General features: G+C 44.3%; 25 protein-coding genes. 12 read left to right on the forward strand and 13 right to left on the reverse strand.

The features are described 5' to 3' along the window. The 5 genes from NAF19_RS03925 to NAF19_RS03945 all read left to right on the forward strand — a co-directional run bounded on the left by NAF19_RS03925 (position 1) and on the right by NAF19_RS03945 (position 5,373). Positions 1–981, forward strand: a complete 981-nt coding sequence (locus NAF19_RS03925; protein WP_252788486.1) for an SDR family NAD(P)-dependent oxidoreductase — start codon at positions 1–3, stop codon at positions 979–981. Then, positions 978–1,769: an SDR family NAD(P)-dependent oxidoreductase gene (locus NAF19_RS03930; RefSeq protein ID WP_252788488.1), complete on the forward strand. Its 792-nt coding sequence runs from the start codon at positions 978–980 to the stop codon at positions 1,767–1,769. Before NAF19_RS03925 ends, NAF19_RS03930 begins: the two co-directional genes overlap by 4 nt. A gap of 263 nt (positions 1,770–2,032) precedes the next feature. Continuing rightward, entirely contained in the window at positions 2,033–2,653 is a 621-nt protein-coding gene (locus NAF19_RS03935) for an RNA polymerase sigma-70 factor (protein WP_252788491.1), read from the forward strand. Further along, positions 2,650–3,621 (forward strand): FecR family protein, encoded by a 972-nt coding sequence (locus tag NAF19_RS03940; RefSeq protein WP_252788493.1) that lies wholly within the window; start codon positions 2,650–2,652, stop codon positions 3,619–3,621. The genes NAF19_RS03935 and NAF19_RS03940 overlap by 4 nt, the downstream gene beginning before the upstream one ends. A 3-nt stretch (positions 3,622–3,624) precedes the next feature. Beyond that, positions 3,625–5,373, forward strand: coding sequence for an STN and carboxypeptidase regulatory-like domain-containing protein (locus NAF19_RS03945; protein WP_252788495.1), 1,749 nt, complete (start codon positions 3,625–3,627; stop codon positions 5,371–5,373). Positions 5,374–5,375: 2 nt separating this feature from the next. Here NAF19_RS03945 and NAF19_RS03950 read toward each other — a convergent pair whose 3' ends face one another. The 7 genes from NAF19_RS03950 to NAF19_RS03980 all read right to left on the reverse strand — a co-directional run bounded on the left by NAF19_RS03950 (position 5,376) and on the right by NAF19_RS03980 (position 13,961). Beyond that, the gene (locus tag NAF19_RS03950) at positions 5,376–5,957 is read right to left on the reverse strand and encodes a TetR/AcrR family transcriptional regulator (protein ID WP_252788497.1); all 582 of its coding nucleotides are present in this window, start codon (positions 5,955–5,957) and stop codon (positions 5,376–5,378) included. Positions 5,958–6,195: 238 nt separating this feature from the next. Continuing rightward, on the reverse strand, positions 6,196–6,951 hold the full coding sequence (locus tag NAF19_RS03955) for an SDR family oxidoreductase (RefSeq protein ID WP_252788499.1): 756 nt from the start codon (positions 6,949–6,951) through the stop codon (positions 6,196–6,198). 306 nt (positions 6,952–7,257) lie between these two features. Then, positions 7,258–7,572, reverse strand: a complete 315-nt coding sequence (gene rhaM, locus NAF19_RS03960; protein WP_252788501.1) for an L-rhamnose mutarotase — start codon at positions 7,570–7,572, stop codon at positions 7,258–7,260. 21 nt (positions 7,573–7,593) lie between these two features. After that, on the reverse strand, positions 7,594–9,033 hold the full coding sequence (locus tag NAF19_RS03965; protein ID WP_252788502.1) for an arabinose isomerase: 1,440 nt from the start codon (positions 9,031–9,033) through the stop codon (positions 7,594–7,596). A gap of 12 nt (positions 9,034–9,045) precedes the next feature. Beyond that, positions 9,046–12,072 carry a glycosyl hydrolase gene (locus NAF19_RS03970; RefSeq protein ID WP_252788504.1) on the reverse strand — a complete coding sequence of 1,009 codons (3,027 nt, stop codon included), beginning with the start codon at positions 12,070–12,072 and terminating at the stop codon, positions 9,046–9,048. 95 nt (positions 12,073–12,167) lie between these two features. Further along, entirely contained in the window at positions 12,168–12,848 is a 681-nt protein-coding gene (locus NAF19_RS03975; protein WP_252788506.1) for an SGNH/GDSL hydrolase family protein, read from the reverse strand. A gap of 228 nt (positions 12,849–13,076) precedes the next feature. Next, positions 13,077–13,961 (reverse strand): NmrA family NAD(P)-binding protein, encoded by an 885-nt coding sequence (locus NAF19_RS03980; protein WP_252788508.1) that lies wholly within the window; start codon positions 13,959–13,961, stop codon positions 13,077–13,079. 80 nt (positions 13,962–14,041) lie between these two features. On the opposite strand from NAF19_RS03980, the gene NAF19_RS03985 reads away from it, so the two are divergent. Next, complete coding sequence (locus NAF19_RS03985; RefSeq protein WP_252788510.1) at positions 14,042–14,410, forward strand: winged helix-turn-helix transcriptional regulator; 369 nt, start codon at positions 14,042–14,044, stop codon at positions 14,408–14,410. Here the strand turns inward: NAF19_RS03985 and NAF19_RS03990 are convergent. Continuing rightward, positions 14,407–15,180 (reverse strand): DNA-formamidopyrimidine glycosylase family protein, encoded by a 774-nt coding sequence (locus NAF19_RS03990; RefSeq protein WP_252788511.1) that lies wholly within the window; start codon positions 15,178–15,180, stop codon positions 14,407–14,409. The two genes, NAF19_RS03985 and NAF19_RS03990, sit on opposite strands and share 4 nt — an antisense overlap. Before the next feature lie 122 nt (positions 15,181–15,302). On the opposite strand from NAF19_RS03990, the gene NAF19_RS03995 reads away from it, so the two are divergent. Together NAF19_RS03995 and NAF19_RS04000 are read left to right on the forward strand one after the other, a co-directional pair. After that, the gene (locus NAF19_RS03995; RefSeq protein WP_252788512.1) at positions 15,303–15,635 is read left to right on the forward strand and encodes a type II toxin-antitoxin system HigB family toxin; all 333 of its coding nucleotides are present in this window, start codon (positions 15,303–15,305) and stop codon (positions 15,633–15,635) included. A 2-nt stretch (positions 15,636–15,637) separates the two neighbouring features. Continuing rightward, positions 15,638–16,090 carry a helix-turn-helix domain-containing protein gene (locus NAF19_RS04000; protein ID WP_252788513.1) on the forward strand — a complete coding sequence of 151 codons (453 nt, stop codon included), beginning with the start codon at positions 15,638–15,640 and terminating at the stop codon, positions 16,088–16,090. Positions 16,091–16,395: 305 nt separating this feature from the next. On the opposite strand, the gene NAF19_RS04005 is transcribed toward NAF19_RS04000, so the two are convergent. Further along, positions 16,396–16,602 (reverse strand): DUF2683 family protein, encoded by a 207-nt coding sequence (locus NAF19_RS04005; RefSeq protein ID WP_252788514.1) that lies wholly within the window; start codon positions 16,600–16,602, stop codon positions 16,396–16,398. 82 nt (positions 16,603–16,684) lie between these two features. Between NAF19_RS04005 and NAF19_RS04010 the strand changes: the two genes are divergently transcribed. Next, positions 16,685–17,776 (forward strand): serine hydrolase domain-containing protein, encoded by a 1,092-nt coding sequence (locus NAF19_RS04010; protein WP_252788515.1) that lies wholly within the window; start codon positions 16,685–16,687, stop codon positions 17,774–17,776. Positions 17,777–17,818: 42 nt separating this feature from the next. On the opposite strand, the gene NAF19_RS04015 is transcribed toward NAF19_RS04010, so the two are convergent. Next, on the reverse strand, positions 17,819–18,379 hold the full coding sequence (locus NAF19_RS04015) for a dihydrofolate reductase family protein (RefSeq protein WP_252788516.1): 561 nt from the start codon (positions 18,377–18,379) through the stop codon (positions 17,819–17,821). A 146-nt stretch (positions 18,380–18,525) separates the two neighbouring features. Here NAF19_RS04015 and NAF19_RS04020 point away from each other — a divergent pair, with 146 nt between their 5' ends. Beyond that, on the forward strand, positions 18,526–18,906 hold the full coding sequence (locus NAF19_RS04020) for a hypothetical protein (RefSeq protein WP_252788517.1): 381 nt from the start codon (positions 18,526–18,528) through the stop codon (positions 18,904–18,906). A gap of 8 nt (positions 18,907–18,914) precedes the next feature. Here the strand turns inward: NAF19_RS04020 and NAF19_RS04025 are convergent, their stop codons facing one another. Next, the gene (locus tag NAF19_RS04025; RefSeq protein WP_252788518.1) at positions 18,915–21,587 is read right to left on the reverse strand and encodes a carboxypeptidase regulatory-like domain-containing protein; all 2,673 of its coding nucleotides are present in this window, start codon (positions 21,585–21,587) and stop codon (positions 18,915–18,917) included. Then, positions 21,584–22,528 (reverse strand): GLPGLI family protein, encoded by a 945-nt coding sequence (locus NAF19_RS04030; RefSeq protein WP_252788519.1) that lies wholly within the window; start codon positions 22,526–22,528, stop codon positions 21,584–21,586. Before NAF19_RS04030 ends, NAF19_RS04025 begins: the two co-directional genes overlap by 4 nt. A 195-nt stretch (positions 22,529–22,723) precedes the next feature. Between NAF19_RS04030 and NAF19_RS04035 the strand changes: the two genes are divergently transcribed. Beyond that, entirely contained in the window at positions 22,724–23,869 is a 1,146-nt protein-coding gene (locus NAF19_RS04035) for a sensor histidine kinase (protein WP_252788520.1), read from the forward strand. Beyond that, positions 23,866–24,561: a LytR/AlgR family response regulator transcription factor gene (locus NAF19_RS04040; protein ID WP_252788521.1), complete on the forward strand. Its 696-nt coding sequence runs from the start codon at positions 23,866–23,868 to the stop codon at positions 24,559–24,561. Before NAF19_RS04035 ends, NAF19_RS04040 begins: the two co-directional genes overlap by 4 nt. Before the next feature lie 41 nt (positions 24,562–24,602). On the opposite strand, the gene NAF19_RS04045 is transcribed toward NAF19_RS04040, so the two are convergent. After that, on the reverse strand, positions 24,603–25,094 hold the full coding sequence (locus NAF19_RS04045) for a c-type cytochrome (RefSeq protein ID WP_252788522.1): 492 nt from the start codon (positions 25,092–25,094) through the stop codon (positions 24,603–24,605). Positions 25,095–25,152: the final 58 nt, after the last annotated feature.

Genomic DNA, 25,152 nt, shown 5'->3' on the forward strand with positions numbered 1-25,152 from the left:
ATGAAAGTATTAGTTACTGGGGCAACAGGTTTTATAGGCCGAAATTTATGTTTTGAGCTGGCAGAACAGGGCTATACGGTGATAGCACTTTGCAGGGATATTAACCATCCGTACCTCATCGCCCATAAAAATATTATCCCCGTAAAAGGCGATATACTTGATACGGAAAGCTTGACTAATGCAGTGCGCGGTTGCAAACAGGTTTACCATACAGCGGCTCTCGCAAAAATGTGGTGCCGCGATAAAAACGATTTCTACAACATTAATGTAATCGGCACCCGCAATGTGCTGGAGTTGGCGGCAGATTTATCGGTAGATAAAGTTGTCTATACCTCTACCTGCGGTGTTTGGGGACCAACAATTAAGTACCCGATGAACGAGAACGACCCGCGCATTGACGGCTTTGCCATAGATTACGAACGCACCAAGCACCTGGCCGAAATTGAGACCCGCATTTATGCGGCGAAGGGTTTGAACGTGGTAACGGTGAACCCGTCGCGGGTATATGGCGAAGGGCCGATAACCGACAGCAACACCGTTGGCAAAATGATAAGCGGCTACTTAAAAGGCAAATGGCGCGTTATCCCCGGCAAGGGCACCCAGGTATCAAACTATGCTTATTTGCCGGACGTAGTGCAGGGCCATATAGCCGCCATGGAACAAGGCATTGCCGGCAACAGGTATATTTTGGGTGGCGAGGATGTCAGTTTCAATACCTTCTTCGGCACGTTGCAAAATATCACGGGGATAAAACAAAGCATGTATAAACTACCGCAAAGGTTGATTGAAGCCTATAGCCGTTTCGAATTAGTAAAAACTACGCTGACCGGTTTGCCGCCGGTATTTTTACCGGAGTTTGCTGCGCGATTAAGGAAAGACCAGAAATACAGCAGCCAAAAAGCCATCACCCAGTTAAACTATAGCATCACCCCGTTTGCCGAGGGTATGGCTAAAACAATTCATCATATAAAAAGCTTATGAGCCGTTTAACCGCCATCGTAACAGGTGCAAGCGAAGGGCTTGGCAAATCGCTGGCACTCGAGCTGGCATCCAGGCAAATTGATTTGGTGCTGGTGTCGTTGCCTGCATCCGGCCTGCCCGAGCTGGCTAATTTTATCCGCAAAAATTTCGGGGTAGAAGTAATCATTTTTGAAGCTGATTTAACGCTGACCGAAAGCTACAGCACCTTATTTGCGCTACTGAAAAGTGAAAGCATTACGGCCCATATCCTTGTAAATAATGCCGGTTTGGGCAACTGGGCGTGGTTTGAGGACATGAGTATCGGATTTTATAAAAAGCAGATTGAGCTGAACACCATTGCCCCGGTATTGCTTACCCATTTGTTTTTGGCACAGATCGATGAGGAGCGCAGGGCATATTTGCTAAATGTGGGCAGCCTGGCCGGCAGGTTTGTGGTGCCGAAAAAACAGGTTTATGGGGCAACAAAATCATTCATCAGCTATTTTACCCGGTGCCTGCAGCTGGAGATGGACCGCGCCAACATCAGTATAAGCTTACTAAGCCCCGGCGGCATAAATACCAAGCCGGAATTGCTGGTGATGAACCATAATTTAACCGGTATTGCCAAAGCCACCATTACCGAGCCCGACCGTGTAGCGTATGAAGCTATCCATGGGATGTTTTTGGGGAAGAAGAAGATTATTCCCGGGGGAGTAAATAAACTGATGGTGGTGCTGAACGCCATTTTGCCGGGGTTTATTAAGGATATGATCATCAGGAGTAAGTTGAAGCCGGTGGTGAAGATGTGAGAACTGAACAAATATCAAACTCGTCATTGCGAGGAACGAAGCAACCTCTACATAGGACATTCAGGAAACTTTGTGTTGTGGCAACCTATATGCCGGCTGCCAGTTTCCCAAATGTATTGTGTGTTGTTGATTGGCACGTGCAGAGATTGCTTCGTTCCTCGCAATGACGCGTATTTCAGAATTTTACTCCCCCGGGCGCCCCAAAGAGCCATTGCAAGCTGACCGTCCCTGCCGGGCGCCCGGGTGAAAAAGTTGGTGAATTGATGAAAGCCATTATCTTTGAAAGGTATAATCAGCCTTTTAAAGTGGAGTACAGCGACAGAACTGTTATTGATTTATTAAGGGAAGGGAATGAGCGCGCGTTTGAAAAAATATTCAGGGAGTATTTTAAAAGCCTGCACGCTTATGCTTATACATTTATGAAGGACGACGAACAGGCCGAGGAAATTGTACAAAATGTTTTTTGTCGGATATGGGAGAAACGCAGCCAGCTGAAACCGGAAGGCTCGATTAAAGCTTACCTGTACCGTGCTGTGCATAACGAAAGCCTGAATTATTTAAAACACCAAAAAACACGGGCCGCGTTCCAGGTGCACTACAACAACAACGGTGAAGAACTTACCGGCCAAGCATCGGAAAAAATTTTGATTGCCGAACTTGACGGGCACATACAGCAGGCGCTGAACCATTTGCCGCAGCAATGCCGCATTATCTTTCAGCTCAGCCGGTTCGAGAATTTGAAATACAGGGAAATAGCCGACCATTTAAACTTATCCATTAAAACGGTAGAGAACCAAATGGGTAAGGCTTTAAAAGTTTTAAGGGAAAAACTGGCGGAGTTTTTACCCATTATATTATTCATTATTGCACGGTTATATAAATGAGCGACGATAACAAACATATAACTGATGATTTGCTGGTGAAATACCTGCTGGGCGAAACAGATGCTACTGAAAGCAGCGATGCGGAGCTATGGATAAACACCAGCGATGCAAACAAAAAGTACTATGCCGATTTCAAACTGATTTGGCAGGAAAGCGAGCGCATAGCCGCAACCAACAACCCGGACGAAGATGGTGCATGGCTGCGGTTGCAAAACCGTATTGCCAAAATGTCTGCGGAGCAACAGCCGCAAATAAAACGGGCTTCAAAATTTGGCTGGTTAAAAGTTGCCGCGTCAATATTATTGGTTAGTGCTATCGGTTATTTTGCCTACAACCAGTTTTTTAACACAAGCCTGATCAGCAAGGGCAGTGGCCTCGCTACTTTAACCCAAGACCTGCCCGATGGGTCGCTGGTTACGTTGAATAGTAATTCTCAAATTATTTATCCGATGCACTTCCGTGGGGAGCAAAGACTGGTGCAATTAACAGGCGAGGGATTCTTTAAAATCACCCCAGATAAAACAAAACCCTTCATAATAAAAATAAATGCTGCAACGGTTAGCGTGGTCGGCACGTCATTTAACGTAAAGAACGTTAAAGGCAAAACAGAAGTGATAGTTGAAACCGGCATAGTAAAAGTAAATGAAGGCGGCAAACAGGTGTTGCTGCACCCCGGCCAAATGGTTATAACCGGCGGGGCCAACCTGGTGGTACAGGAAACCCGTGGCAGCCTGTATAATTACTACATTACCAAAGCGCTTATTTGCGACCGCACGCCGTTACGGGAGTTGGTCGACAAGCTCAACCAAGTTTACGGCAGCGACATTAAAATTGCCAACAATCAACTGAGCGATTTGCCTATAACCACCACATTTAAGGGCCAAACCCTGCCACAAGTGCTAAATATTGTTAGCCAAACCTTCAAGATTAAAGTTGAAAATAAAGGCGGGCAAATTCTTTTAAAATAACCGATGCAACTGAAATATTCAGCCATTAAAGGATTGCTTTTATTGGTGCTTGGCGCTGCGTTTGCGCCTTGCGTGGCCCAGCCTGTGCTAAACCGTAACATCACCATGAATGTGAACGACCAGCCGCTGGGCAGTGTTTTGCATATAATGGAAGATAAGGGCAAATTCAATTTCTCGTACAACAGTAATCTCATCCGGCAGGATAGCCTGGTTAACATCCACGTAGCCAACCAAACCGTTAAAGACGCGCTTGATAAATTGCTGAATAACCAGTTTGAATACCGCGAAGCCGAAAACTTTGTGATATTACGATATGCGCCCTACCAGCTGGCCATGACGACTGACAAGTTTTTAAACGACGACCAAAGCTGCGTGATAACGGGGTATGTGGCTAACGAACGGAACGGCCAGAAGCTTCAAAATGCAAGTGTGTACTGCCGCCGTCCTATAGCGTCTGCACTTACCGATGCTGATGGACATTTTGAAATAAAAATCAAAAACGAAAACCAGCCGGTTATATTAACGGTTAGCAAGGAGAACTATAAGGATACATCGGTAACTTTTTTATCGGACGTTAAGGTTACTGAAAATAAAAGCGGCACTAGTAGCGCTAATGGCGGCAATGGCGGTTATCGTTACCTGCCAGGCGATTTGTCGGGCGTTGAAAAATCGGGGGTTGGTAAATTGTTTATTTCGGCGAAGCAGCAAATACAGTCATTAAACCTGGGCGGGTTGATCACCCAATCGCCTTTTCAGGTATCACTGGCGCCGGGTTTGGGCACGCACGGGGCGTTCAGCGGCCAGGTGGTTAATGCCGTTTCGTTAAATATCGCTGGTGGCTATAACGCGGGCGTTAACGGCGTAGAGCTGGGTTTATTTAACCTTGATAAAAGCGATGTAAAATCCTTCCAGTTGGGGATACTATTTAACGTAGTTGGCGGCTCGGTAGAAGGAATACAAATTGGGGGCGCTTTTAACCAGGTTTTAAAAGATGTTAACGGGGTTCAAGCCGCCCTTGGCTTTAACAACGTGGAAGGAAATGTTAGTGGCGTGCAATGGGCTGCAGGCTTTAACATTGGCAAAAAGCTAAATGGCGTGCAATTAGCTGTACTTAACATAGCATCAAGCGATGTAAACGGCTTACAAATTGCACCAGTGAATATTGCCTCAGGAAAGTTTACAGGCATCCAGCTCGGCGGCTTGTTTAATTATGCAAAGGACCTTAAGGGGATACAGATTGGGCTGATAAACGCTTCGGATAATTCGTCGGGCGTGAGTATCGGCCTGTTAAATTTTGTACAAAACGGGTACCATGTGGGTGGCGTTTACAGCAACGAGACCACTGATGCCAACCTGGTTTACAAAACTGGCACGCATTCGTTTTATAATATCATACTTGCGGGCGCAAAATTGGATAAAAACAAAAAGCAGTACACCTATGGGGTAGGCTACGGTAACGAGCTGCCTGTCTTTAACTTCCTGGCATTTAATACAGAGGCGACTGCCAGCTATGTTTACCAGGGTAACGGCAGGTACCTGAATGTGCTTTACCGCCTTGATGAAACCTTAAATATTAAGCTCGGCCACTCGTTTGGGGTACAGGCCGGCCCATCATTAAACTTTTTTTATAACCAGCAAAAGAACCCGGTCGCCGGGTACAACTTTGTACCTAACGAACCCAATCATCACCAAACAAATAACCCCAAATACACCCGTTGGCTTGGCTGGACAGTAGGGATAAATTTTTTCTAAATTTACTTCAACGCAGCAAGGGTAATTTCAGCCATATCTTCCAGGGCCTTTCTTTCAGCTCCGGTACGTGCGGCTACTTTTATAGCTGTAATATTCCCGAAGATAAAACGTGCAAAAGCGCGCGCATCTGTCTTTGACGAAAACTGCCCATCTTTTTGGCCCTTCTCAATTATTTTGGTGAAGGCATCTTCAACGCTTTTGTTGTTTTTGTTTACGATGTCCCCAATCTCTTCGTCTATGCTGGCAAGCTCAACAGCGGTATTTACCATAAAGCAGCCTTTTAACAGGCGGTCGTTTACACTTTCCTCAATCAGGCCAGCAAATATTTGCTTCAGTGCTTTTTTTGCATTTTCCGCCCTGCCCAACATCGCTATCATGGCATTGGTTTGCTTCAGCTGGTAATGGTTTAATGATTTTTTAAACAGCGTTCGTTTATCCGTATAAGCATTATAAAGGCTCGACCGGTTTATCCCCAATCCATCAACCAAATCCTGCGCCGAGGTGGCGTTGTAGCCTTTCTGCCAAAACAGGTTTACTGCTTTTTCCAGCAGCTCATCCTCATCAAATTCTTTTTTGCGTGGCATAAAATTTTCAATTACAAATAACTAAACTTCATTGCCCCGACTTTTAAGTCGGGGATAAAAACAAATACAACAGCGGCTTTAGCCGAAATCCGCGCGGCAATTGGGCTAAAGCCAACATTCCTTAATTATAATAACCCCCGCGCTAAAGCGCAGGGCAATGAATATTTGTCAGAATCTATTGCAGTTACAAAAATACCTAATTGAAACGAATGTTTCAATTAGGTATAAATTTTTTTTCTTAGTAAACAATGGCGTTTACTGTAAAGCCGCCATCAACGGTAATTTCGCTACCTGTAATAAACGAAGCATCGTCCGAAGCCAGGAACCTCACCACATTGGCAATTTCTTCTGGCTGGCCAAAACGTTTAAGCAATATGCGTTCGCTCAATATAGTGCCAAAGCCGTTAACTTCTTCTTCTGTTAAACCAACTTTTCCATATAAAGGTGTGGCAACCGGACCGGGAGACACAGCGTTTACACGTATTTTGCGGGCGGCAAGTTCAACGGCCAATACCCTGTTTAACGATATCAGGGCTGCTTTGCTGGCTGCGTAAACGCCGCTGTTTGGCATGCCTAAAACTGCATTTACCGATGTGTTAAAGATAATCGAAGCGCCATCGTTTAATATCGGGATGAATTTTTGAACAGTAAAATAAACGCCTTTTACATTCGAATCCATAATGGTGTCGTAATGTGCTTCGGTAGCCGATTCAACAGGGCTAAAGCTGGCAACGCCGGCGTTTAAAAACAGCACATCTACTTTGCCAAATTTGCTTTTTACTTCAGCAACCAAGTTATCAATTTGTTCGATGTTACTTTGGTCGGCCACTATGCCGGTTACGCCCAGTTCGCTGGCAGCCTTTTCAGTAGTTTCTTTATTGCGGCCTGTGATGATCACTTTTGCGCCTTGTGCAGCCAGTTCTTTTGCCGATGCATAACCTATGCCGCTGTTACCACCTGTAACTACGGCCACTTTGTTTGTTAAGTTTATCATTTTCTTTGTTGTTTGATTTTTGTTTTAGAACAATCGCTTCAATATAATCAACTATATCGTTTTTAATTGACAGTACAAATGTAATTATATTGAAACGATTGTTTCAATATAAAATTTCTATTTTACTATTGGATGACAGGATAGGGATTTACAAAGGTAGGGTCTAGGAGACGCGATGCTTCGCATCTCCGGTAGAAAGGTATTGAACGTTGTATTTTGCCCGCAAAAAATTACTGTGAGTTTTCTTTGTCCGTCGCAGACCTGTCAGCGGGAGACGCAAAGCATCTCTCTACAGGTTTTCATTCATTATTCAAGGTAAAAAACCTGTTCAAGCGGGACTGACACCGGCGAATTATCCGAATTTACATCCATAATATCAGCCATGTAATCCCACCATTTTTTCATTACAGGATGGCTGCGCAAATCAATGCGTGGTTCTTTTTCCTCCAATTTTTGCACAGCAAACAGAATATTGGTTTCTTCATCCAAAAAGATGCTGTAATCACTTATACCGTATTCCTTTAACAATTGTTGTAAATCGGGCCAAACCTCGGCATGGCGCCGGCGGTATTCATCTTTTTGACCGGGATGCAACTTCATTTTAAAAGCGATGATTTCCATTTTATTTGAGCTGAAGTTAAGTTAACAAACTTTTATAAACTGTATACCCAGCAATTTACCCAATTTTTCAATTTTCGAGGCTATGTGCCCTTTGCCAACTGCGCAATGGTGCGCGGGCCCATAGGAGTTCCAGGTCTCAACAAAAGCCCTCGCCCCTATCGGGAATTTATAACGACTGTTGGTATTGCCAATTTCCAGTATGGGCCCGGCTACAGACTCGGCCTCTGCAACCAGCAGTTGCAGCTTGCCGTCAACCGTCTCAACGACCGATAACAGGGTTACTGGTCCATGCTGTACCGACATCTCAACTGACAAACCGCTACCTACCTTGCCATGGTAAACCTGCAATGGTTTTACTTTTATTTTGCCTTCGGCGATGGCGGGATGGCAGGGGCCATCATGCCCCATCAGCACCACATCTTCGTTAAAGTCCATCGCATAGTATTCAGTGAAAGAGCCGCCCGCACCGAAGCTATCCATAATCTTCATAGCTTGTGCATTCTTCACCTCGTATTCGCCGGCGACCGGGATATGGTTGGCTGTTAGCAGTGATGTCCCCAATATTACCGATGTCATGGTATCCAGATTTTGCGGGTTACCGGTCCCTTTATGAAAATAGGCTAACGAGCCTAACTTGTGCTTTTCCACCAGTTTGTCCAACGCCACCGCAGTAATGGCCGCGCGCTTTAGTTCATCATCCGGGCAATCAGCCTGCAAATCAAAGACTTCGTGGAAGGCTTTTGTCTTTTCGATTGTTTCCTCGTCGGTTACTTCTCCCCTCAACCCAGAAAGTTCATCAACCTCCAAAATCTCGATATGACCGCCAAAGGTTGCGCAATGCAGGGTAAGGTTTGAATAGATATCCAGCATGCCATTATAGTAACTACCCATCACCCCCAACCGGTTATAATACATAGTGTGAGCTACCTTTGCGGCCTCAATCCATTCCTCCACTTCATTCCAAACAACCGGGTCGTTGTGCAGCATACCAGTGATTTGATAGAATGGGATATTTGAGCGGTTAAAAACGCTTGCAATCTCGGGCACCGGGCAGGCTGAACAAAAGGCCAACCACTCGCCGGTCATTGCCGTGCGGTCGTTCATTTTATTAAATGTGCCATAATCAATGGCGGCTTCCGGCGCCAGGTTGAGCACAATAACCGGCACCTTCGCCCTGCTTACCACCGGCAACACGGTCGACGACAATGCATAGGTGGTTACATACAAAAATATCAAATCAACTTCTTCGCGCCGGAAACGGCTGCCCGATTCGAATGCTTTTTCCGGTGTATCTACAAGACCAAGGTTTACAATTTCCGCACCATAACCCTGCAGGCGCTGGGCTACCACATCAACATAACCTTTAAGCCGCTGCTCCAATCCTTCAAATTGTTCCCAGTAAGCCTGTAGGCCTATCCCAAAAAGACCTACCTTCAACCTGGGTTTAAAATTCTCTTCCATTATCAATATTGGTTATTGTCCGCTGTGTTGAATAGTAACCGGCCCCACCAGGCCGGACTTCAGCAACGGCGATTTTTCATCATAAAAATTATGGCTTGCAAAAGTCAACCTCTTACTGTTCCGCGGCTTGCCTTTTAAAAGCCATTCGGGCCATTGCTCGTCAACCACGCCATTGTCGGGGTATTTTGAATCGCCAATCAACCTGTTTGGCCAGCGGTTTATTATCTCAATTTCCAGCTTGTTTTGTCCTTTAATAAGTGCTTTACTCATATCCACGCGCCATGGCGCTGTCCATACCACGCCTAGATCTTTGCCGTTAAGTTTCACCCTGGCCATGTCATGCACCTCCCCAAGATTAAGATAAATTTTTCCATTTTTATCCGTGCCGAGGTTAGCCGGCAATTCAAATTCTTTTTTATAAACGGCAGTACCCGAGTAGAATTTTATCCCTTCCTCCGGCCTTGTTATCCAATCTGTCAATTTATCAAAGGTTATACTTGCCGGGCCTCCCCACTTAGGGTCGAATGCTACTTGCCACGGACCGTCTAATGTGCTGACTGTTACGTCTGCCAAAAAATTCTTTCCCGGAACCAGTTTGACCCTGATGTTTTTATCAAAGATGATGAAATAACTCTGATAGGCATCAAATTTCAATGGCACCGTTACCTGGCCTTCAGAAGTTTTAAACTCAGGAAGGAATTTGGTCTCGCCGGTAACCGGGTCCCACAACTGTGGCGTGCCCTTTGTTGTGCGGAACGTAACCGCTGATTCAGTAACCCCATCGCTGCGATTGGACACGAAATACATATCCCAGTTTGCTGTTGCACGGTGTGTGTACCTAACCTGCCCCTCTGTTTCAAAATCTGGTTTTATACGCATCGATTTTAAAATTGCGGCCGTCAAATCATATTGAGGGTACAGGTTGTCAATATTCTTTGAAAGTTCCCCGCCCCAAATAACCTTCCCTTTTCCGTAAATCCGTGTGGTTTGCTTTTCGGGCTGGTTTGTATCCCCCCACATCATTTTCGCGAGAAGGGTGACTTTTTGGTCGCACGCAGGATAGCCAGACAGCCCCGGCGATTTTATTGGCGGACCGCCAACTACTACAGCGCCGTCCTTAACCAGTTGACCTATCTTCGCCAGCAATGCCGGCGTCATGGTTTTTACATCAGGCAGTACTAAAATACGGTAGCCAGCTCCACCGGGGAAAACAATTTTCCCATCTTTAACGCTTGCTTTATACAGCTGACCCGGCGAACAGCCATCAAAATTATAGCCTTTTCGGTCGGGAATAACAACATCACCCTCGATAGCCGAAAACGGCGGCCTGAACACATGCGGCGAACCTTCAGGCGTCAGGTATAAAACATCCGCAACAGTATTGCCCTGTTGCAACAGGTACGAGCAACGCGAAACATATTGGTGATAGGCACCGGCCATTGGCCACCAGGTTTGGTTACGGTCCCAGTGCACACCATATGGGCCCATCGTCATGCCGGGCCGTAACGAATCGGGCAATACCTGGTTTTGAAAGGTGTGGAATGTAAACCGGTTAATGCCGTTTGCAAACGCCCAGTCGCCCTGGTTTTTCATTGAGCCTGGATATTGTTTCCAGCCTTCATCATCCTGCGCAGTAAAAGCCTCCGCCGGTATTAATGATTTGCCGTTTACGTGTCCGATTGAGGTTGACTCAAAGCAACTGAACGAGGAATTAAACCCCAGGCCTTTGCTCCAAAACTCCGCCATCGGCACATCGGCGATGTTGCCCAGCTCCAAATCGGCAGTAGGGTTCATATCATAAGGTTCGATAGAAAGGCTGAGATTATTTTTGTGTCCATATTTTTTTACAGCCGTGGCATGATATTCCAGCACTAACTCCTGCGAGGTTTGGCGCAAGTCCCACAAAAAACGTTCGCTGATTTCGAGGCTCTGCACAATATTGCCGGCATAAACCGGGTAGAATGGAAGTGGATCATAACCCCGGCGTTTGATAAATTCCTGCCTGAAATGTCCGGTCCAGTTTTGGGCCCCCATTTCCCAACTGTCCATGTGCAGGCGCTTAAGGCCCCCTGCATTTTTAAGCTGTGGCTTACCAGTTTTGCGGATAAGCTTGCCTACGTAATTATCAAGTTGCGCGTAAAGCGCAACGGTATCAAACTTATCAGATTCGAAGCCTACACCCGGGATGGGCGCGGGCCGGGTAACTGCACCGTTATTGCGGGTTCCAAACCTTACGATAGTCCAGTTACCGGTCGGCGGTGTCCAGTCGAGTGTGCCATCTCGTTTTAGTTTACCAGCCAGGTTAATTATCTTATTTTTAGAGATGATAGCTTCCTGCGGCACTTTATCGTACACCGCAACCGATGGTAGGAATTGCTTTACGCCTTTAGCCGAGGAGTATGGTGCGCGATAGAACAGTGCCTTTTCGTCAATACCATCTATTTTTTTACTGATGGAAGGGGTGGGATAAGCCAGCACGGCAACGTCCTCATAAAAATCCTCCCACCTTTTTTTCAATTCAGGCGTAAAAGAGCCTTCGCCGAAATAGGGTTTCATTGGCGGGGGAACTGGCAGCTTTATTTTTTGATTGCTCCCGCCGGTAATATTTACTGCGCTTGAAACCAGGTGCTGCATAGATTGCTTTGCCGGCACCCATGGCCCGCCGCTGCCCGTCCATCCCGGACCGATACCTAAAGTAATTTCAATTCCTAAGCGTTCCGCTTCTCTTACGGCATGAACAAATAATTTCTGCCATTCATCGCTCAAAAAATCAACCTTGCCACGTGGGATGCCGACGTTCACTTCAAGGAAAATCAGGTTGCCGATTCCTGCCTTTTTCATGGCTTCCAAATCTTTCGTCATTGATTCGGCTGTCATGTTGCCATCCATAAAATACCAGTATACACCTGGTTTGGCGCTGGCGGGTGGATTAAGGAAGCCTTTTTTTAAGTCGGTTGTTTGCCCAGCTGACTGCTGAACAATGCCAGTTACCACAAACAGGGCAACTGCTAGCCGGATAAGTAGATTTTGTTTATACATGGTTTAATGCAGGGATGTACAAATCTATTTTCTTGAGTTGATAATACTATCCCGTACAATCTTTTAGGGATTGCGGTCAACTCGCCGCGTGTAACTTAGTGTTGTTCAGCATCAAACAAAACCGCAATCTGTTGAGCAACAATCGCGTGCCCTTTTCCATTAATATGATTAAACTGTGCCATATAAGGTTCGAGGCTTTGGCCACCGGCTTTGATATTTTTAAACTGCTGATAACTATCAACAACCGGGATATGATATTTTGCTCCTAATGCTATTATCTGAGCGGTATGCTGTGCCAGCAGTGAATTGGGGTCGAGTATATTCTCTGTAACATCGGGCGTTGGGGTTAGCAAAACAACTTTGATATTTTGCTTTAAAGCGGCCTTTATCATCTTCTCCCAGGCTATGAGGGCGCGTTCGAGGCCAAGGTTGCGGTCGTTCAGGGCATAGTCGATAAAAACGACATCAGGCTTGTGGGTTAACACATCTTTCTTAAAACGTTTTTCCCCTTGCTCCGAGTTTTCGCCGCCAATGCAGGTTTTAATGATATTGATAACGGCATAAGGGTATTTGGCATTTAGTTTTGACAGCAGCAGGTATGGATACGAGCCCAATGTATTAATAACGGGCGTTTTAAAATATCCGGATGGAACACTGTGTCCGTGAAAAACAAGATTAATTGTGCGGTTGGCCGGCCATTGTTTATTGAGTTGGGTGATGATGGTGGAGAGATAGGCGGTGTCGGGTGTTGCAGTATTGCTTGCAGCTTGTGCCATCGCAAGATTACATGTAATGCATAGAAGCAACCCGATTTTAAAAAGCTGTTTTTTCATTTTGTACACGCGGAAATTTATAACCGGCGTAAGTAAAAACAAATTAAAAACCGATACCAAAATAAAACTCCGCGAACTCCGTGCCATATTTGCGACCTCCACGGTAAAAAACAACCACGGAGATAACGGAGAGGGCACAAAGAGCGCGGAGAAAGAAATAGATTAAGAATGTTACCCGTTATACTTCGCCAAAAATTCTCCCTTCACAAAATCCACAAATTTACGTTTCGATAACGCCGGCTTGTGCTTATCATAATCTTCCCAAATAATGCCGCTGTTAATGGCATTACCCATTTCGGTTAAATTTTTAGCAACGTCCTCAGATAGCCCGGCCTGCTGCATGCCGCCGATGGATTGCTCATCGGTAAATTCAACCCATGGAAGTTCGGGCTTACCAATTGCTTTGCCAATTACGGCTGTAACTTCAGCTGCGGTTGTTTCTTCGCTGGCGATGTAGCGGATGGTGTTTCCGGTAAATGGCGCGGTTATTTCTTCAAACACAGCATCAGCAATATCTTTCGGGTGAACCAATACCAGGCGGGTATCCGCAGGATAGTTGCCGCCTAATATACCGCCGTGTTTAATCATGCCGATATTGGCGAAAAAATTATAATAAAACGATGTCGGGCGCAGGTGCTTGATGATGACTCCACCCAGCTCGTTTAAAATTTCTTCGGCATCGTGCATGCCTGCAATGGGGCCAGTTCCGGCCGGCAAATGCGCGCCAATGCTGCTTAAGTTTACTACGTGTTTTATGCCCGCTGCCTTAACAGCATCAGCAAGTTTTTGGGCCGTTGCACGGATAAAACCTTTATAGTCGTCCGAATCGTGCTGTTGCGGCACCATGGTGTAAACCACATCCGCACCTTTAAATGCGCCGGTTAAAAACTCAACATCTTCAACCGAGCCAATGGCTGCCGTGGCACCCAAACCCTCAATTTCGGCTTTCCTGTTTTCACTGCTGCTTACCACGGTTACCTGGTGACCAGCCTTAACTAAAGCGGCAGCCAATGGCCCGCTGATATTTCCTAATGATCCTGTTATTGTAATTTTCATTTTGTGTTTTTATTTCTTGCGAACAAAGGTATATTTGTACTTACTTTTTTACAAGTACTTACCCCAAAGTATGTAAGCGTATGACACAAATAAAAGAAAGCTCGACCCGGAATTTTAACAAGGGATTATCAATTACCGCGTGCCCGGTTACTTATGCTATTAATAAGATTGGCGGACATTGGAAACCCATTATACTGTACCATTTAATGAGCGGCCCCAAACGCTATAGCGAGTTGAAACGCGCCATCCCGGCTGTGACCGAAAAGATGCTGATACAGCATTTAAAGCAATTGCAGGACGATAACCTGGTTATCCGCAAAGCCGAAAATGTAGTACCGCCATTTGTAACTTATTACCTGAGCGAAGCGGGCGAAGACCTAACGGTCGTATTAAATGCAATGGCCGATTGGGGTCTTCGCGACAGTAAACGTTATATGAAATCAGCCTAACTGAATAATTCCTGCTCCGCTGTATAATAAGTTTTGCGCGAGCTTACGGGTTTTTGATGAATAGTTTCGCCGGCTGGTGTTTGTTTCTTCCTGGGCTGATGCACCTGCATAAAATCCCTGAACTCGCCGCTGATGATATCGGGTGTGTGTTTTAAAATTTGTTTTTCGGCATCTTCCAATACCTTCTTAATTGATTTTGCCAGCTGCTTTACTTTGGCTGAAGGTATTTTATTAGATGCGGAGAAGGGTGATAATTTTGCATCGTATAAAATCTCATCAGCATAAGCATTGCCTATCCCGCGCAATACCTTTTGGTCCATTAGTACTGTTTTAACCGGTGTTTTGGTTTTGCTTAATTTATCTTCAAGGTACTTTTCATCAAAATCCAGGGCATCCGGCGTATCCAGTTTCTCCGGATCGAGGGTTGGGGTGGCGGCTTTCTGAAAATCGGTTAAGGCAAGGCCTTTGTCGCCTTCAAAAAGCATTTCAACTATGGTAAATCTATGGCTATTGGTTTTATCAAATTGCTGCAACTGGCCATGCAGCATCAGGTGAGTAGCCAGCACATGGTTGTTATCAAACTCAAATTGCAACTCTTTGCCAACGCGGACAACTTTGTCAAGCTTACTACCTTCCAAAGCATCTTGTACCTGTTTTTCGGGCACGTTTAGCTTTTGGGCAACTTTAATCTCAATTTTTTCAAGCTTTTTACCTTTAAATAGCTTGGTGAGGTTATGGCTAAAAACCTGGAGGTCGGGTAGTTCGGGCATGGTGGATTGTTTTTTTTCAAAGTAAAAAATAATCTACGTCCAATTGCAACATAATCTATCAACAAAAAAGCAAACATAAGGTTCACAAAATGTGAACAATTTTATTTATATTTGTTAAAAGAATGAAAGTCCACCTCATTAAAAGACAAACACTAGAAGATTTTGCACGCATAAACGCAAGAAGTAAGGTTTCGCTTGAGGACTGGATTGAAAAGTTAAAACTTGCAAATTGGGAACAGCCGGGCGACATCAAAAACACCTTTAATACTGCTGACCTTTTGGGAAAAGGCTGTAACCGGGTAATTTTTGACATTGGCGGAAATAACCACCGGATGATTTGTAATTATATTTTCGGAGCAAAGCAAGTTCATTTATTTGTGTGCTGGATAGGCACACATTCGGCCTATGATAAAATATGTAACGACGGATTACAATACACCATTAATTTGTATTAACAATGGAAACAGCGACATTAAAATATACCATCATTAAAAACAGGGAGCAATACGACCAATATTGTAACCACCTCGAAGATATTTTGATATTGGGAAACGGTGAAGCCTTTCAAGATGAGGTTGACTTACTAACACTTCTAATTGAAAAATACGATGAGGAGCATAACACCTTTAAAGAAACAGACCCTATTATATTGTTGCGCTCATTAATGCACGACCATCATTTAAAACCACAGGACATGACCGTGATACTAGGGATTAGTAAAGGTTATGTTTCGGATATTTTGAATTATAAAAAAGGGCTTTCAAAAGAGGTGATACGAAAATTAGCTGAGCGCTTTAAAGTGAGGCAAGAAGCTTTTAATCGTCCATATAAATTAATTTCGCCGATTAATTCGCATTTGCGTAATGCGAGTGTAATGAATACAACCAAGCAATTGCGGTATGTTAAGTAATCTGGATTCAGGTTACAATGCAGGCATAACTGGCTCCTGACGATTATCCCAAAAGAACAAAAGATGTACCGATGTATCTGTAACCCTATAAAACAACGATGTTTGTTTCGTGATTAAAGCGATTCTCACACGGTCATCAATTGAACTTGCTTTAAACATAAACGGATGAACCGACACGAGCTTAATAGTTTTTTCTGCCTTAATTATGAATTTATCGGAGGCCTTAGTTCCAAATTTATTTTGTATAAAGCTGTGAACAGAGGCAAGTGTTTGCTTTGAACGAGGTGTGTAAAATATTGACAAATTCATGCCAAATCCAACATGTCCTTAATACCTGTATATGGCGTTAGTTTTCCTTCATCTGCTTCTTTCAACGACTCTTCTACTCCATCAAGCACGAAATCAGGGTATGTATCGCTTTTTTGCTCAAAAGAAATCTTCATAGCTTTCATCACTGCTTTTAAAGCGATCAGCTGCTCTTTATTTTCCGGGTAAACAATCAAGGCGTCCATATACAAATATAACAATTCAAATTATAACATTAAACCTTTAAACGCATCAACCTTCCAAGCATAAAACCGTATAACGTCAAATATGAAAAAAATATACCCCTACTTAATAATCCTCGCTATCATTTCCATGGCATCGTGCAAAAAAAGTAGTGATCCAAATAAAAGCACCACAACCCAATCACTATACTTCCCGCCCATCGGCGCAACCGAATGGCAAACAACTACCGCTGCTTCGCTAGGCTGGGACAATACTGCGCTAAACAATCTTTACCCTTACCTGCAAGGCAAAGGGACCAAGGCATTTATTATACTTAAAGGCGGCAAAATAGTGACCGAGAAATATTTCGGAACATTTACAGCCGACAGCCTTTGGTACTGGGCATCTGCAGGTAAAACCATGACCGGCTTTTTGGTAGGCATTGCCCAACAGGAAGGCCTGCTGAATATCAATGACCGCACCTCGAAATACCTGGGAACGGGCTGGACATCGGAACCCGCTGACAAAGAAAATTTAATCACTCTAAAAAACCAGCTAACCATGACGACCGGGCTTGACGACGGCGTGGCAGACCCTGATTGCACCCTGCCCGGCTGCCTTGTTTTTAAAGCTAACGCGGGCACGCGCTGGGCATATCACAATGCGGCTTATACCTTATTGGATGCCGTGGTTGAGAAAGCTAGCGGATTAAGCTATAATGCCTATTTCCAGCAAAAAATAAGGGATAAAATCGGGATGAATGGTTTATGGGTAAAAACGCCAAACTCGAACAACATATTCTATAGCAACCCGCGCAGCATGGCCAGGTTTGGTTTGCTGCTGTTAAATAAAGGCAAGTGGAACACCACCGCCATTTTAAGCGATACCAATTATTTTCACAGCCAGGTTAACACCTCGCAAAGTATAAATCTGAGCTATGGCTATTTAACCTGGCTTAACGGCAAAAGCAGTAACATGCTGCCGCAATCGCAAATTGTATTCCCGGGCTCTATAATCCCTAATGCTCCGACAGATTTATTCGCCGCACTTGGCAAAAACGACCAGAAAATTTATGTTGTGCCATCGCAGCAATTGGTTATTATCCGTATGGGCACCACGGCAGGCGGAGTTAAACCGGCAGGATCTGATTTTGACAACGAGCTTTGGGGTAAATTAAAGGCAATAATTAAATATTAATTGAAAAAGCGGCGCGGTCCGCTTTTTCAATTAATGACTATTCTAAGCTTCGTACGTTAAGAAAGTCTTACCATTATTAAACGTTCTGCTCGACTTAAGTGTCAGGCTTAACATAATGGGCAATCCTTCAAACAAGGTCCGTCCGCCGCCAAGGGCAACCGGGTTTACTACTATCAGGTATATATCTATCAGGCCCGCAGCAGCCAATTGAGCAATAATACTGCCACTGCCCATTATTACCATACCCGGCCCTTCTTCCTCCTTCATTTTTTTAACTTCTTCAACCAAATCGCCTTTTACCAGTTTGGTGTTGTTCCAGGTAGCTTTGTCCATTTTGCGGGAGAAAACCACATTGCGGCCATTGTTCATTTTGTCGGCCACTACAGGCATTTGTTGATGTGCAACAGGGGTTGGCCAAAAACTGTTCATCATATCGTAGGTTACCCTGCCAAACAGCATTTCAGAATCGCCGCTGGCATTGTTTGAAACAAAAGCCTGGTATTCCGGATCGTCACTACCGCGGTGAGCCCAGCTCATATCGCCGTTGGCACTTACAAAATATCCGTCGAGCGATATGTGGTTAAACACTGTTAATTTTCTCATGATTTTAATTTTTAGTGGTTATCAAATTTATTTATTAACCACATATCAAACGAGGTTAACATAATTGGACAACACAAAAAATATTCCGTTAAAATTTATAACGGGTGCTGCCCAAATGATAAATTAGTAAAATAAATTAAAACACCATGAATAACAGGCACCAATGGCGGTTCAATGTTGCCCAAAAGCTACAAGAGCCGGCCACCATAATTTACCTGGAATTTATCCGCAAAACGGTAATGCCACTGCCCGGCGTAAATGAAAAGCCCTGTTACAGCACCCCCGGTTTCTATGCCGGCAAAAACTTATTCAGCCGGTTGCGTGAGGATGGCGAAACACTTGTGGTTTACAATATCGACCGTGATAAATGGATCGATGCCGACCCAACTATCTTTTATGTTACCGACCATTATTTAAATACCAACTACATGCTGGTCGACCTTAAAGCGGTAAAACCGGATGACTTAGCCGAATTGCTGGTAAATGCCTGGCGCAGCCGTGTGCCGCCAAAACTGTTAGTTAAATAATCCACACCCTATAAATTAAACGTAGCCTTCAACAATATAATCCTGCCAGGTATAGTGTAGGTATTTGAAGTGAAATTATTGGCCGACAAATACAGCGCATTATATTTTTTTGTGTCGAAAAGATTATTGGCGCTTAGCTCGAAATCAGTTTTCAGCTTTTTTAATTTATACCTAACCGACGCATCGGCAAAAACATATTTCTGGTTATTCAACGTACCGGTATGGGTGTAATAATCGTCGCCTGCTAATTTAAATTCAAGCCTTTCTGTTGGATTATAATTAATGGCAGCCTGCTGGAAAATACTCCTGATTGCAGTTGTCGATGTAGCAGCGGATGATTTGCTGCTCAACTGGTTGTAAATTACCTTATAGCTTATATTTAGTGTGCTGCTCACCTTCGTTTCGGCACCGGCATTTTCGGTTACCGATATAGTTTTATAAGGCAGCAGGATATTGTTTTGCACCTGGTTTGAACTTGCAGACTGCCACGATATCCCCCCACTAAACGTTGTACGCAGAGCAAATGAATACTTGCTGATATAGCCACTAAGCGACAGCGAGTTTGTACTGTTTGCAAACGGCAGCACTATGTTTTGCGCTATATTGTTATTGACTATGCTCGACGAAATATTATTAGCTGATATATGGTCGTAAGCGGCTGATACACTAAAAAAGAATAGCGTAATGGCCTTGCGATAATTAAAGCCCAGGGCCGCCGTTTGGTCGCGCTGCTCGGTTAGGTCGGCATTGTTGGCCAGCAGGGTGCGGTAATCTTTCAAAATATAGCCGCGATAAATATCGGCGATATTGCCGGTTTGGTTTCGGATGCCGTATACAAGGCTTAAATAATTCTCTACCCCGGTTTGGTATTTAACAAAAAGCCTGGGGTTAAAATACAAATGGGTCGACTTCTTATCCACTGCAAAAAAGCCATCGCTGTAATTTGTTTGCTGCAGGCTTAAAGGCAGCGTAAGGTTTACCTTAAGCACCTTCCCAGGGTAATCGAAAATCGCCTGGGTGTACAACTTTTGCCGCGACCAGTTCAAATTATTCCTGGTGCTATCGGTAACCGCATTAACTGAGTTATCAATCTGCGTAGTATTTAAACCCGAGCCCAGCCTTTGCTTTTGCAGGCTAAAACCTGCCCGATAGGTTTGGGTTACATAATCGGAAGGTATTTTGTAGGAGATGTAGTTATTGGTAAACCATGTTGGCACATTAACCGTTTGGTTTAGCTTATTATAGGGTAATCCATTGTTAAAATACTGTGGGTTCAAGCCGGGGCTTATAGCCAGGTTTTCCGGCTCGGCAATATGGTTAATGTACGACGATAGCTCAATGATATTGTTGCTTTTGAAGGTCTGCATCAGGTTAAACTCGTTCGAAAAATCAGCAATGTTATCTCTTAAAACCTGGTTAACCGGCGTGCCGTTTGTCGTTAATGCGGAGTAGCTGGTATTGTGGTTATAATCGGCAATAAAGTCATCATTTAAATAGTATTTATCCTTATTAATATTTAAGGTTAAGCCGCCATGCAAAATATCCGGCCGGCGTTTATTATGCTGAGTTTCGGAGTAATTTACCGTATCGTTTGGCAAATAAATGGCGGCCCGTTTCTGATAATCCTGCCACTGGGTATCGTGCAGGTAATACAGGTTGGCCCGTAACAGCACATCCTTTTTTAAATGCACAAGATTATTTAGGTTGATGATACCTGATTGATTGAAAAGGTAACGGTTACGCGGCAAATCAGGGTCGCCGGCTGTACCGGTAGATAACATGGTGCCGGGTTTATTATTATCAATACGCTGCAAGTAGTTTTGCACGTTGTGCGATATCAAATCTTCGGCCAAATCAAAACCCGTATTATTGCCTTTAAGGTAGTTTATGGCTTTGAAATTATCCTTAAACATCATGGCATTTAGGTTCTCGTCGTATTTACCGGGGATACCGCCGCCAATTGTTTCCTGCCCTATCAGCTGCAATTTGGCATCTTTTTTAAAACTAAGATTGAGGGCAACGTCTTCACTCACTACTTTATCCTTCAGCATTTTAATGGGCTGATGGTTTTCAATAACCTGCACCTGGTCTACCGCGCCGTGGGGGATGGTATTTGTCGCGATGTTATATTTATCATCGAGCAAATTATCGCCACCCAAATAAAGATTTGATATCGCCTTGCCGTTGTATGATATTTTGCCATCTGCAGCCACCTGTACGCCGGGCAGTCTTTTTATTACATCGCCAATCACCCTGTCCTGCGGGCTGCTGTAGTCGGATACTTTGTAGCCGGTGGTATCACCGCTTGTTTTTAAAAACGGCCTGTTATTTTTTATTACAACGCCCTGCAGCTGGTTTACTGCTATGCCTAGTGTAAAATTGCAAGGTGCGGTAAAGTCTATCAGCTCTTTAGCTTGTTTGTTAAAACCAATGCAGCTTACTTCCACCTTTAAGCCGCTTTTAGGGACATCCGCAGGCAAATTAAGCGCAAACTGACCAGTGGTACCAGTAACGGTATAGGCAATTATGGCACTGCCCGTACCTTTCAGGTTTATGCTGGCATAGGGTACCCCTTTGCCGGCAGTATCCTTAACGGTCCCCCTTATTGTTTGTGCGAATCCGGTAAAAGCAAGCAGCATAAACAGAAGAACCGGCAGCGCAAATTTGAAGTTGCTCATCATTTCTTTTCGGGCAATTCAATTGGGTTATTAATAACCGGGCCAGGTCCAATTTTGAGTTTAATAACCGGCTGTGGGCCGCCACCACCTTGTGCGCCCATACCTGCCCCAGCCATTGCCGATTGCGTAAAAGCATCAGGATCCTTCCGCATCGCTTCGCGTAAGTTTGTATATTCTTTATCGGTAGTTTTTATAGCGCCTTGGGGCAATTGTATTACGTTGGGGTCGCCGTCGTCAGCACCACCAATCGTTACAATGGTAACGTTGGGCGAGGACGGGGCACTAACCGTGGCCTCTGCAACAAGCGGAGCCTTACTTATATCTTCTACCCCGTCAAATTTAAACACCACTTCGTTTTTGGTATCATGAGCATCTACGATTACACCGGGTAAACCATTTAATTTCCACGGCCCGGTATGAAAAGGCAGGTCGGGGCAAAACCAGGCAATGTATTCGCGACCCTTAAAATGGGTAGTGGCCTGCTGGCAATGCAAGCCGCCGAATGTCGCAGTATCGCTATTTATTTTCCAGTTAATTGTTGGCAGCGGCTCCTCAATCAAATAGCTGTTTATTAGTTTTTCCCTCCGCACTAATTTTCCGTTACCGGCAAACTGGTAGTATTCGGTACTCGAGCCCGAATTTTTGCCCCGCATTACTCGTATTTCACCGCCGCCCCCATTAGCGGCCATTTGCTCCTGAATTTGTTTCTTCATTAAGGCATCTGCCATTGCTTTATCGTAACTTTTATAAGCGCTGGAGTGACTGCCTAAAAACAAAATCATTTTTTCGGTAAAAGGCGCTGCCCGGTTGGTTGTATCCCGCAGGTGCGAAAAATTGTAATGAATAACGAGTTGTGCCCGTTCGGGGTTTTGCTGTGCCCTGCTCCTGATCGACAGTATGCTAAACACAACAATAAGTAGGAAAACTGAGTTGATAGGTTTCATAATATTAATTTTTCTTCAATTGTAAAGCGTTGGCAGGGTATGGCAAAAACTTAGGTGTAAACACGTGATTTTAAGCTGTGAAAGCCCAATATTTGTTATCCGGCTTTTCAAAAAAAGTATGGTTTGCCCCCTATTATCGGCAATAGGCACCACATATTTTCAAGCTGGTGCAATAAGTATTACCTTAGTTTTAATATGTTACGAATCAAAAGAAATCAGTTGGTTGAAATAGTATTGCACGTACTGTTTTGGGCGGCCATATTTTACACCACGGGGAACTCGGCCAAGCATTTCCAGGTATTCAGGCAGGTTGTGAACGGCAAGACGGAGCAGATCGTAACCATCAAAACGGCTTATACACAGTCGTTTTTAACATTATCTATGTTGATGCTTTTATTTTACAGCGTTGCATTTAGGCTGTTGAAACAAGTAATGAAGTTTAACAGCAGCATGGCACGTGTAGCAGCTGTATTAGGCTGGACTGCATTTATATTCATGTTCGATTATGTCTTGACACTAATTTTTGTTTCGCCGGCTTCCGATATTTTAAAGATGGACGCGGCTTCAACTACTACCGCCATTCTAGACATCAATAGTACATCGCACGATCCTGTAATCATTAAGCGGATCGGGCTTTTCCAGGTTACACACGTCATTACTTTTCTTTCGATGCTCGGCATCGCAATAGCTTACTTTTTTTCGAAAGAGTGGATCAAAAGCGAGTTCCTTCGCAAACAACTGGAAGCCCACCAGCTCAGCACCGAGATAAAATTCCTGAAGTCGCAGGTGAATCCTCATTTTTTGTTTAACACGCTCAACAACCTGTTTTCGATGGCGCAGGATAAGGGCAATGATGAACTGGCCGATGGCATTTCAAAGCTATCGGGTATGATGCGGTATATGATTTATGAAAGCAACGCCGAGACCGTGCCGCTTAAAAACGAAATAGAATATATTAAAAGCTGCATTGCACTAAATAAGCTGCGCTATGCCGACCATGAGGCGATAGTTGATTTTCGTTATGGCGAACTACCCGCTGATTTATTTATAGCGCCGATGGTTTTCATCCCTTTTGTTGAAAATGCGTTTAAGCATGGCGTAACCATTAACAATACCTCGTTTATTGATATCGCCATATCTGTTACGGATAAAGAATTACTGTTTACCTGCACTAATAAAAACTATAGCTTTATTAAAAAGATGCATGATGACAAAAGCGGTATCGGGTTAGCGAATGTGCAACGCAGGCTCGATTTGCTCTACCCCGGCAAACATGAGCTGCTGATAAAAAACGACGAAGACAAATTTAGGGTCGAGCTAAAAATAAATTTAAACCAATGAACTGCATCGCTATTGACGACGAACCCAAGGCCCTGGAAGTAATTGAGCGGTACTGCGCAAAAAGCGGTATATTAACACTGCAGGCATCGTTTCGTGAGCCGGTTAAGGCCATGGAGTTTTTGAACCGTGCCCACACCGACCTTGTTTTTTTGGATATAAACATGCCGGGCATTAACGGCATCGAGCTGTTTTCGTCGCTTGCGGTTAAGCCCATGGTTGTATTTACTACCGCCTATAGCGATTATGCCGTGGAAAGCTACAACCTTAATGCGATTGATTACCTGCTTAAGCCCATAACATTTGAGCGTTTTTTAACTGCTGTTAACAAAGCCTTAAGCCTGCACTCATTGAAAAGCAACTCCCAGCGCAAGGACGAACACCCCGAATATGCGTTTGTTAAAAGCGGACCGCAAACCTACCAGGTAAAAATTGCCGACATTTTATATTTAGAGAAAGACGGCAACTATATTTCGGTTGTACTTAACGAGAAAAAAATTCTTATTCGCCAAAATATGGCTGATATTTTTAAGGTGATACCGGCGCAAAATTTTGTACGGGTGCATAAATCCTTCGTGGTTGCTATACGGCATATTACCATGGTTGAGAACCACCAGGTGATTATTGGCGCCCATAAAATCCCTATCGGGAGCACGTATAGGGACGAGATGAAGACGAGATTGGGGTTGCTGTAAGCACGTTTCGCAGGATTCCGACTCAAGAAAACAGACTAACATTACTTTACAGCAGGCATATCAAGCGCCGGTTTAACCGAGCCACGGTGGCATGTGGTACAATTAACAATAGGATTGGCACTTTGCAGCCCGCTTATATTTTTCAATAATTGATTATTAATGGCGGCGTTCATTGCTGCCATTTGCCTTGTGATTTCTTTTTGCGGTTTAACCTCCGATTCCCAATGCCCTGGTTCGTGGCAATAGCCGCAGCTTACGCCAAGGGAGTTTGAGTACCCGAAGTTCATGATGGCTATCAGCTTGCCGGCCGGTACACCTTTCAATAATTTAATATTCTTAAAAACAGAATCGGCAGGCATGTTTTCCTTGCCTTTTATCGCCTGTCTTAATTCATCAACATAGTGTTTACGATCGGCTAAAATCGAATCGGGGCCGTTTTTAGCATTTTGCTTTCCGCTGCCGTTTAAGTTGAACGCGCTAAAAAATGTAACAATAAGCAGTAAGGAGAAAACAATTGTGAGGTTTCTTTTCATTTTGCGGGTTTGTTTATCAAATTTATCGATATCCCGCCCCGGAAACATCCCCCCGGCA

Source organism: Mucilaginibacter flavidus (genome assembly GCF_024055575.1).
GTDB classification, from domain to species: Bacteria; Bacteroidota; Bacteroidia; order Sphingobacteriales; family Sphingobacteriaceae; genus Mucilaginibacter; species Mucilaginibacter flavidus.

What these genes read in the sequence shown, in the direction of transcription:
- NAF19_RS03990 (WP_252788511.1), bottom strand. Translation starts at nt 15,180, where the DNA reads ATGCCCGAACTACCCGACCTCCAGGTTTTTAGCCATAACCTCACCAAG.
- NAF19_RS03940 (WP_252788493.1), top strand. Translation starts at nt 2,650, where the DNA reads ATGAGCGACGATAACAAACATATAACTGATGATTTGCTGGTGAAATAC.
- NAF19_RS04015 (WP_252788516.1), bottom strand. Translation starts at nt 18,379, where the DNA reads ATGAGAAAATTAACAGTGTTTAACCACATATCGCTCGACGGATATTTT.
- NAF19_RS04000 (WP_252788513.1), top strand. Translation starts at nt 15,638, where the DNA reads ATGGAAACAGCGACATTAAAATATACCATCATTAAAAACAGGGAGCAA.
- NAF19_RS03965 (WP_252788502.1), bottom strand. Translation starts at nt 9,033, where the DNA reads ATGGAAGAGAATTTTAAACCCAGGTTGAAGGTAGGTCTTTTTGGGATA.
- NAF19_RS04010 (WP_252788515.1), top strand. Translation starts at nt 16,685, where the DNA reads ATGAAAAAAATATACCCCTACTTAATAATCCTCGCTATCATTTCCATG.
- NAF19_RS04030 (WP_252788519.1), bottom strand. Translation starts at nt 22,528, where the DNA reads ATGAAACCTATCAACTCAGTTTTCCTACTTATTGTTGTGTTTAGCATA.
- NAF19_RS04020 (WP_252788517.1), top strand. Translation starts at nt 18,526, where the DNA reads ATGAATAACAGGCACCAATGGCGGTTCAATGTTGCCCAAAAGCTACAA.
- NAF19_RS03985 (WP_252788510.1), top strand. Translation starts at nt 14,042, where the DNA reads ATGACACAAATAAAAGAAAGCTCGACCCGGAATTTTAACAAGGGATTA.
- NAF19_RS03970 (WP_252788504.1), bottom strand. Translation starts at nt 12,072, where the DNA reads ATGTATAAACAAAATCTACTTATCCGGCTAGCAGTTGCCCTGTTTGTG.
- NAF19_RS04005 (WP_252788514.1), bottom strand. Translation starts at nt 16,602, where the DNA reads ATGGACGCCTTGATTGTTTACCCGGAAAATAAAGAGCAGCTGATCGCT.
- NAF19_RS03950 (WP_252788497.1), bottom strand. Translation starts at nt 5,957, where the DNA reads ATGCCACGCAAAAAAGAATTTGATGAGGATGAGCTGCTGGAAAAAGCA.
- NAF19_RS04035 (WP_252788520.1), top strand. Translation starts at nt 22,724, where the DNA reads ATGTTACGAATCAAAAGAAATCAGTTGGTTGAAATAGTATTGCACGTA.
- NAF19_RS03935 (WP_252788491.1), top strand. Translation starts at nt 2,033, where the DNA reads ATGAAAGCCATTATCTTTGAAAGGTATAATCAGCCTTTTAAAGTGGAG.
- NAF19_RS03925 (WP_252788486.1), top strand. Translation starts at nt 1, where the DNA reads ATGAAAGTATTAGTTACTGGGGCAACAGGTTTTATAGGCCGAAATTTA.
- NAF19_RS04025 (WP_252788518.1), bottom strand. Translation starts at nt 21,587, where the DNA reads ATGATGAGCAACTTCAAATTTGCGCTGCCGGTTCTTCTGTTTATGCTG.
- NAF19_RS03955 (WP_252788499.1), bottom strand. Translation starts at nt 6,951, where the DNA reads ATGATAAACTTAACAAACAAAGTGGCCGTAGTTACAGGTGGTAACAGC.
- NAF19_RS03980 (WP_252788508.1), bottom strand. Translation starts at nt 13,961, where the DNA reads ATGAAAATTACAATAACAGGATCATTAGGAAATATCAGCGGGCCATTG.
- NAF19_RS03945 (WP_252788495.1), top strand. Translation starts at nt 3,625, where the DNA reads ATGCAACTGAAATATTCAGCCATTAAAGGATTGCTTTTATTGGTGCTT.
- NAF19_RS04045 (WP_252788522.1), bottom strand. Translation starts at nt 25,094, where the DNA reads ATGAAAAGAAACCTCACAATTGTTTTCTCCTTACTGCTTATTGTTACA.
- rhaM (WP_252788501.1), bottom strand. Translation starts at nt 7,572, where the DNA reads ATGGAAATCATCGCTTTTAAAATGAAGTTGCATCCCGGTCAAAAAGAT.
- NAF19_RS04040 (WP_252788521.1), top strand. Translation starts at nt 23,866, where the DNA reads ATGAACTGCATCGCTATTGACGACGAACCCAAGGCCCTGGAAGTAATT.
- NAF19_RS03975 (WP_252788506.1), bottom strand. Translation starts at nt 12,848, where the DNA reads ATGGCACAAGCTGCAAGCAATACTGCAACACCCGACACCGCCTATCTC.
- NAF19_RS03995 (WP_252788512.1), top strand. Translation starts at nt 15,303, where the DNA reads ATGAAAGTCCACCTCATTAAAAGACAAACACTAGAAGATTTTGCACGC.
- NAF19_RS03930 (WP_252788488.1), top strand. Translation starts at nt 978, where the DNA reads ATGAGCCGTTTAACCGCCATCGTAACAGGTGCAAGCGAAGGGCTTGGC.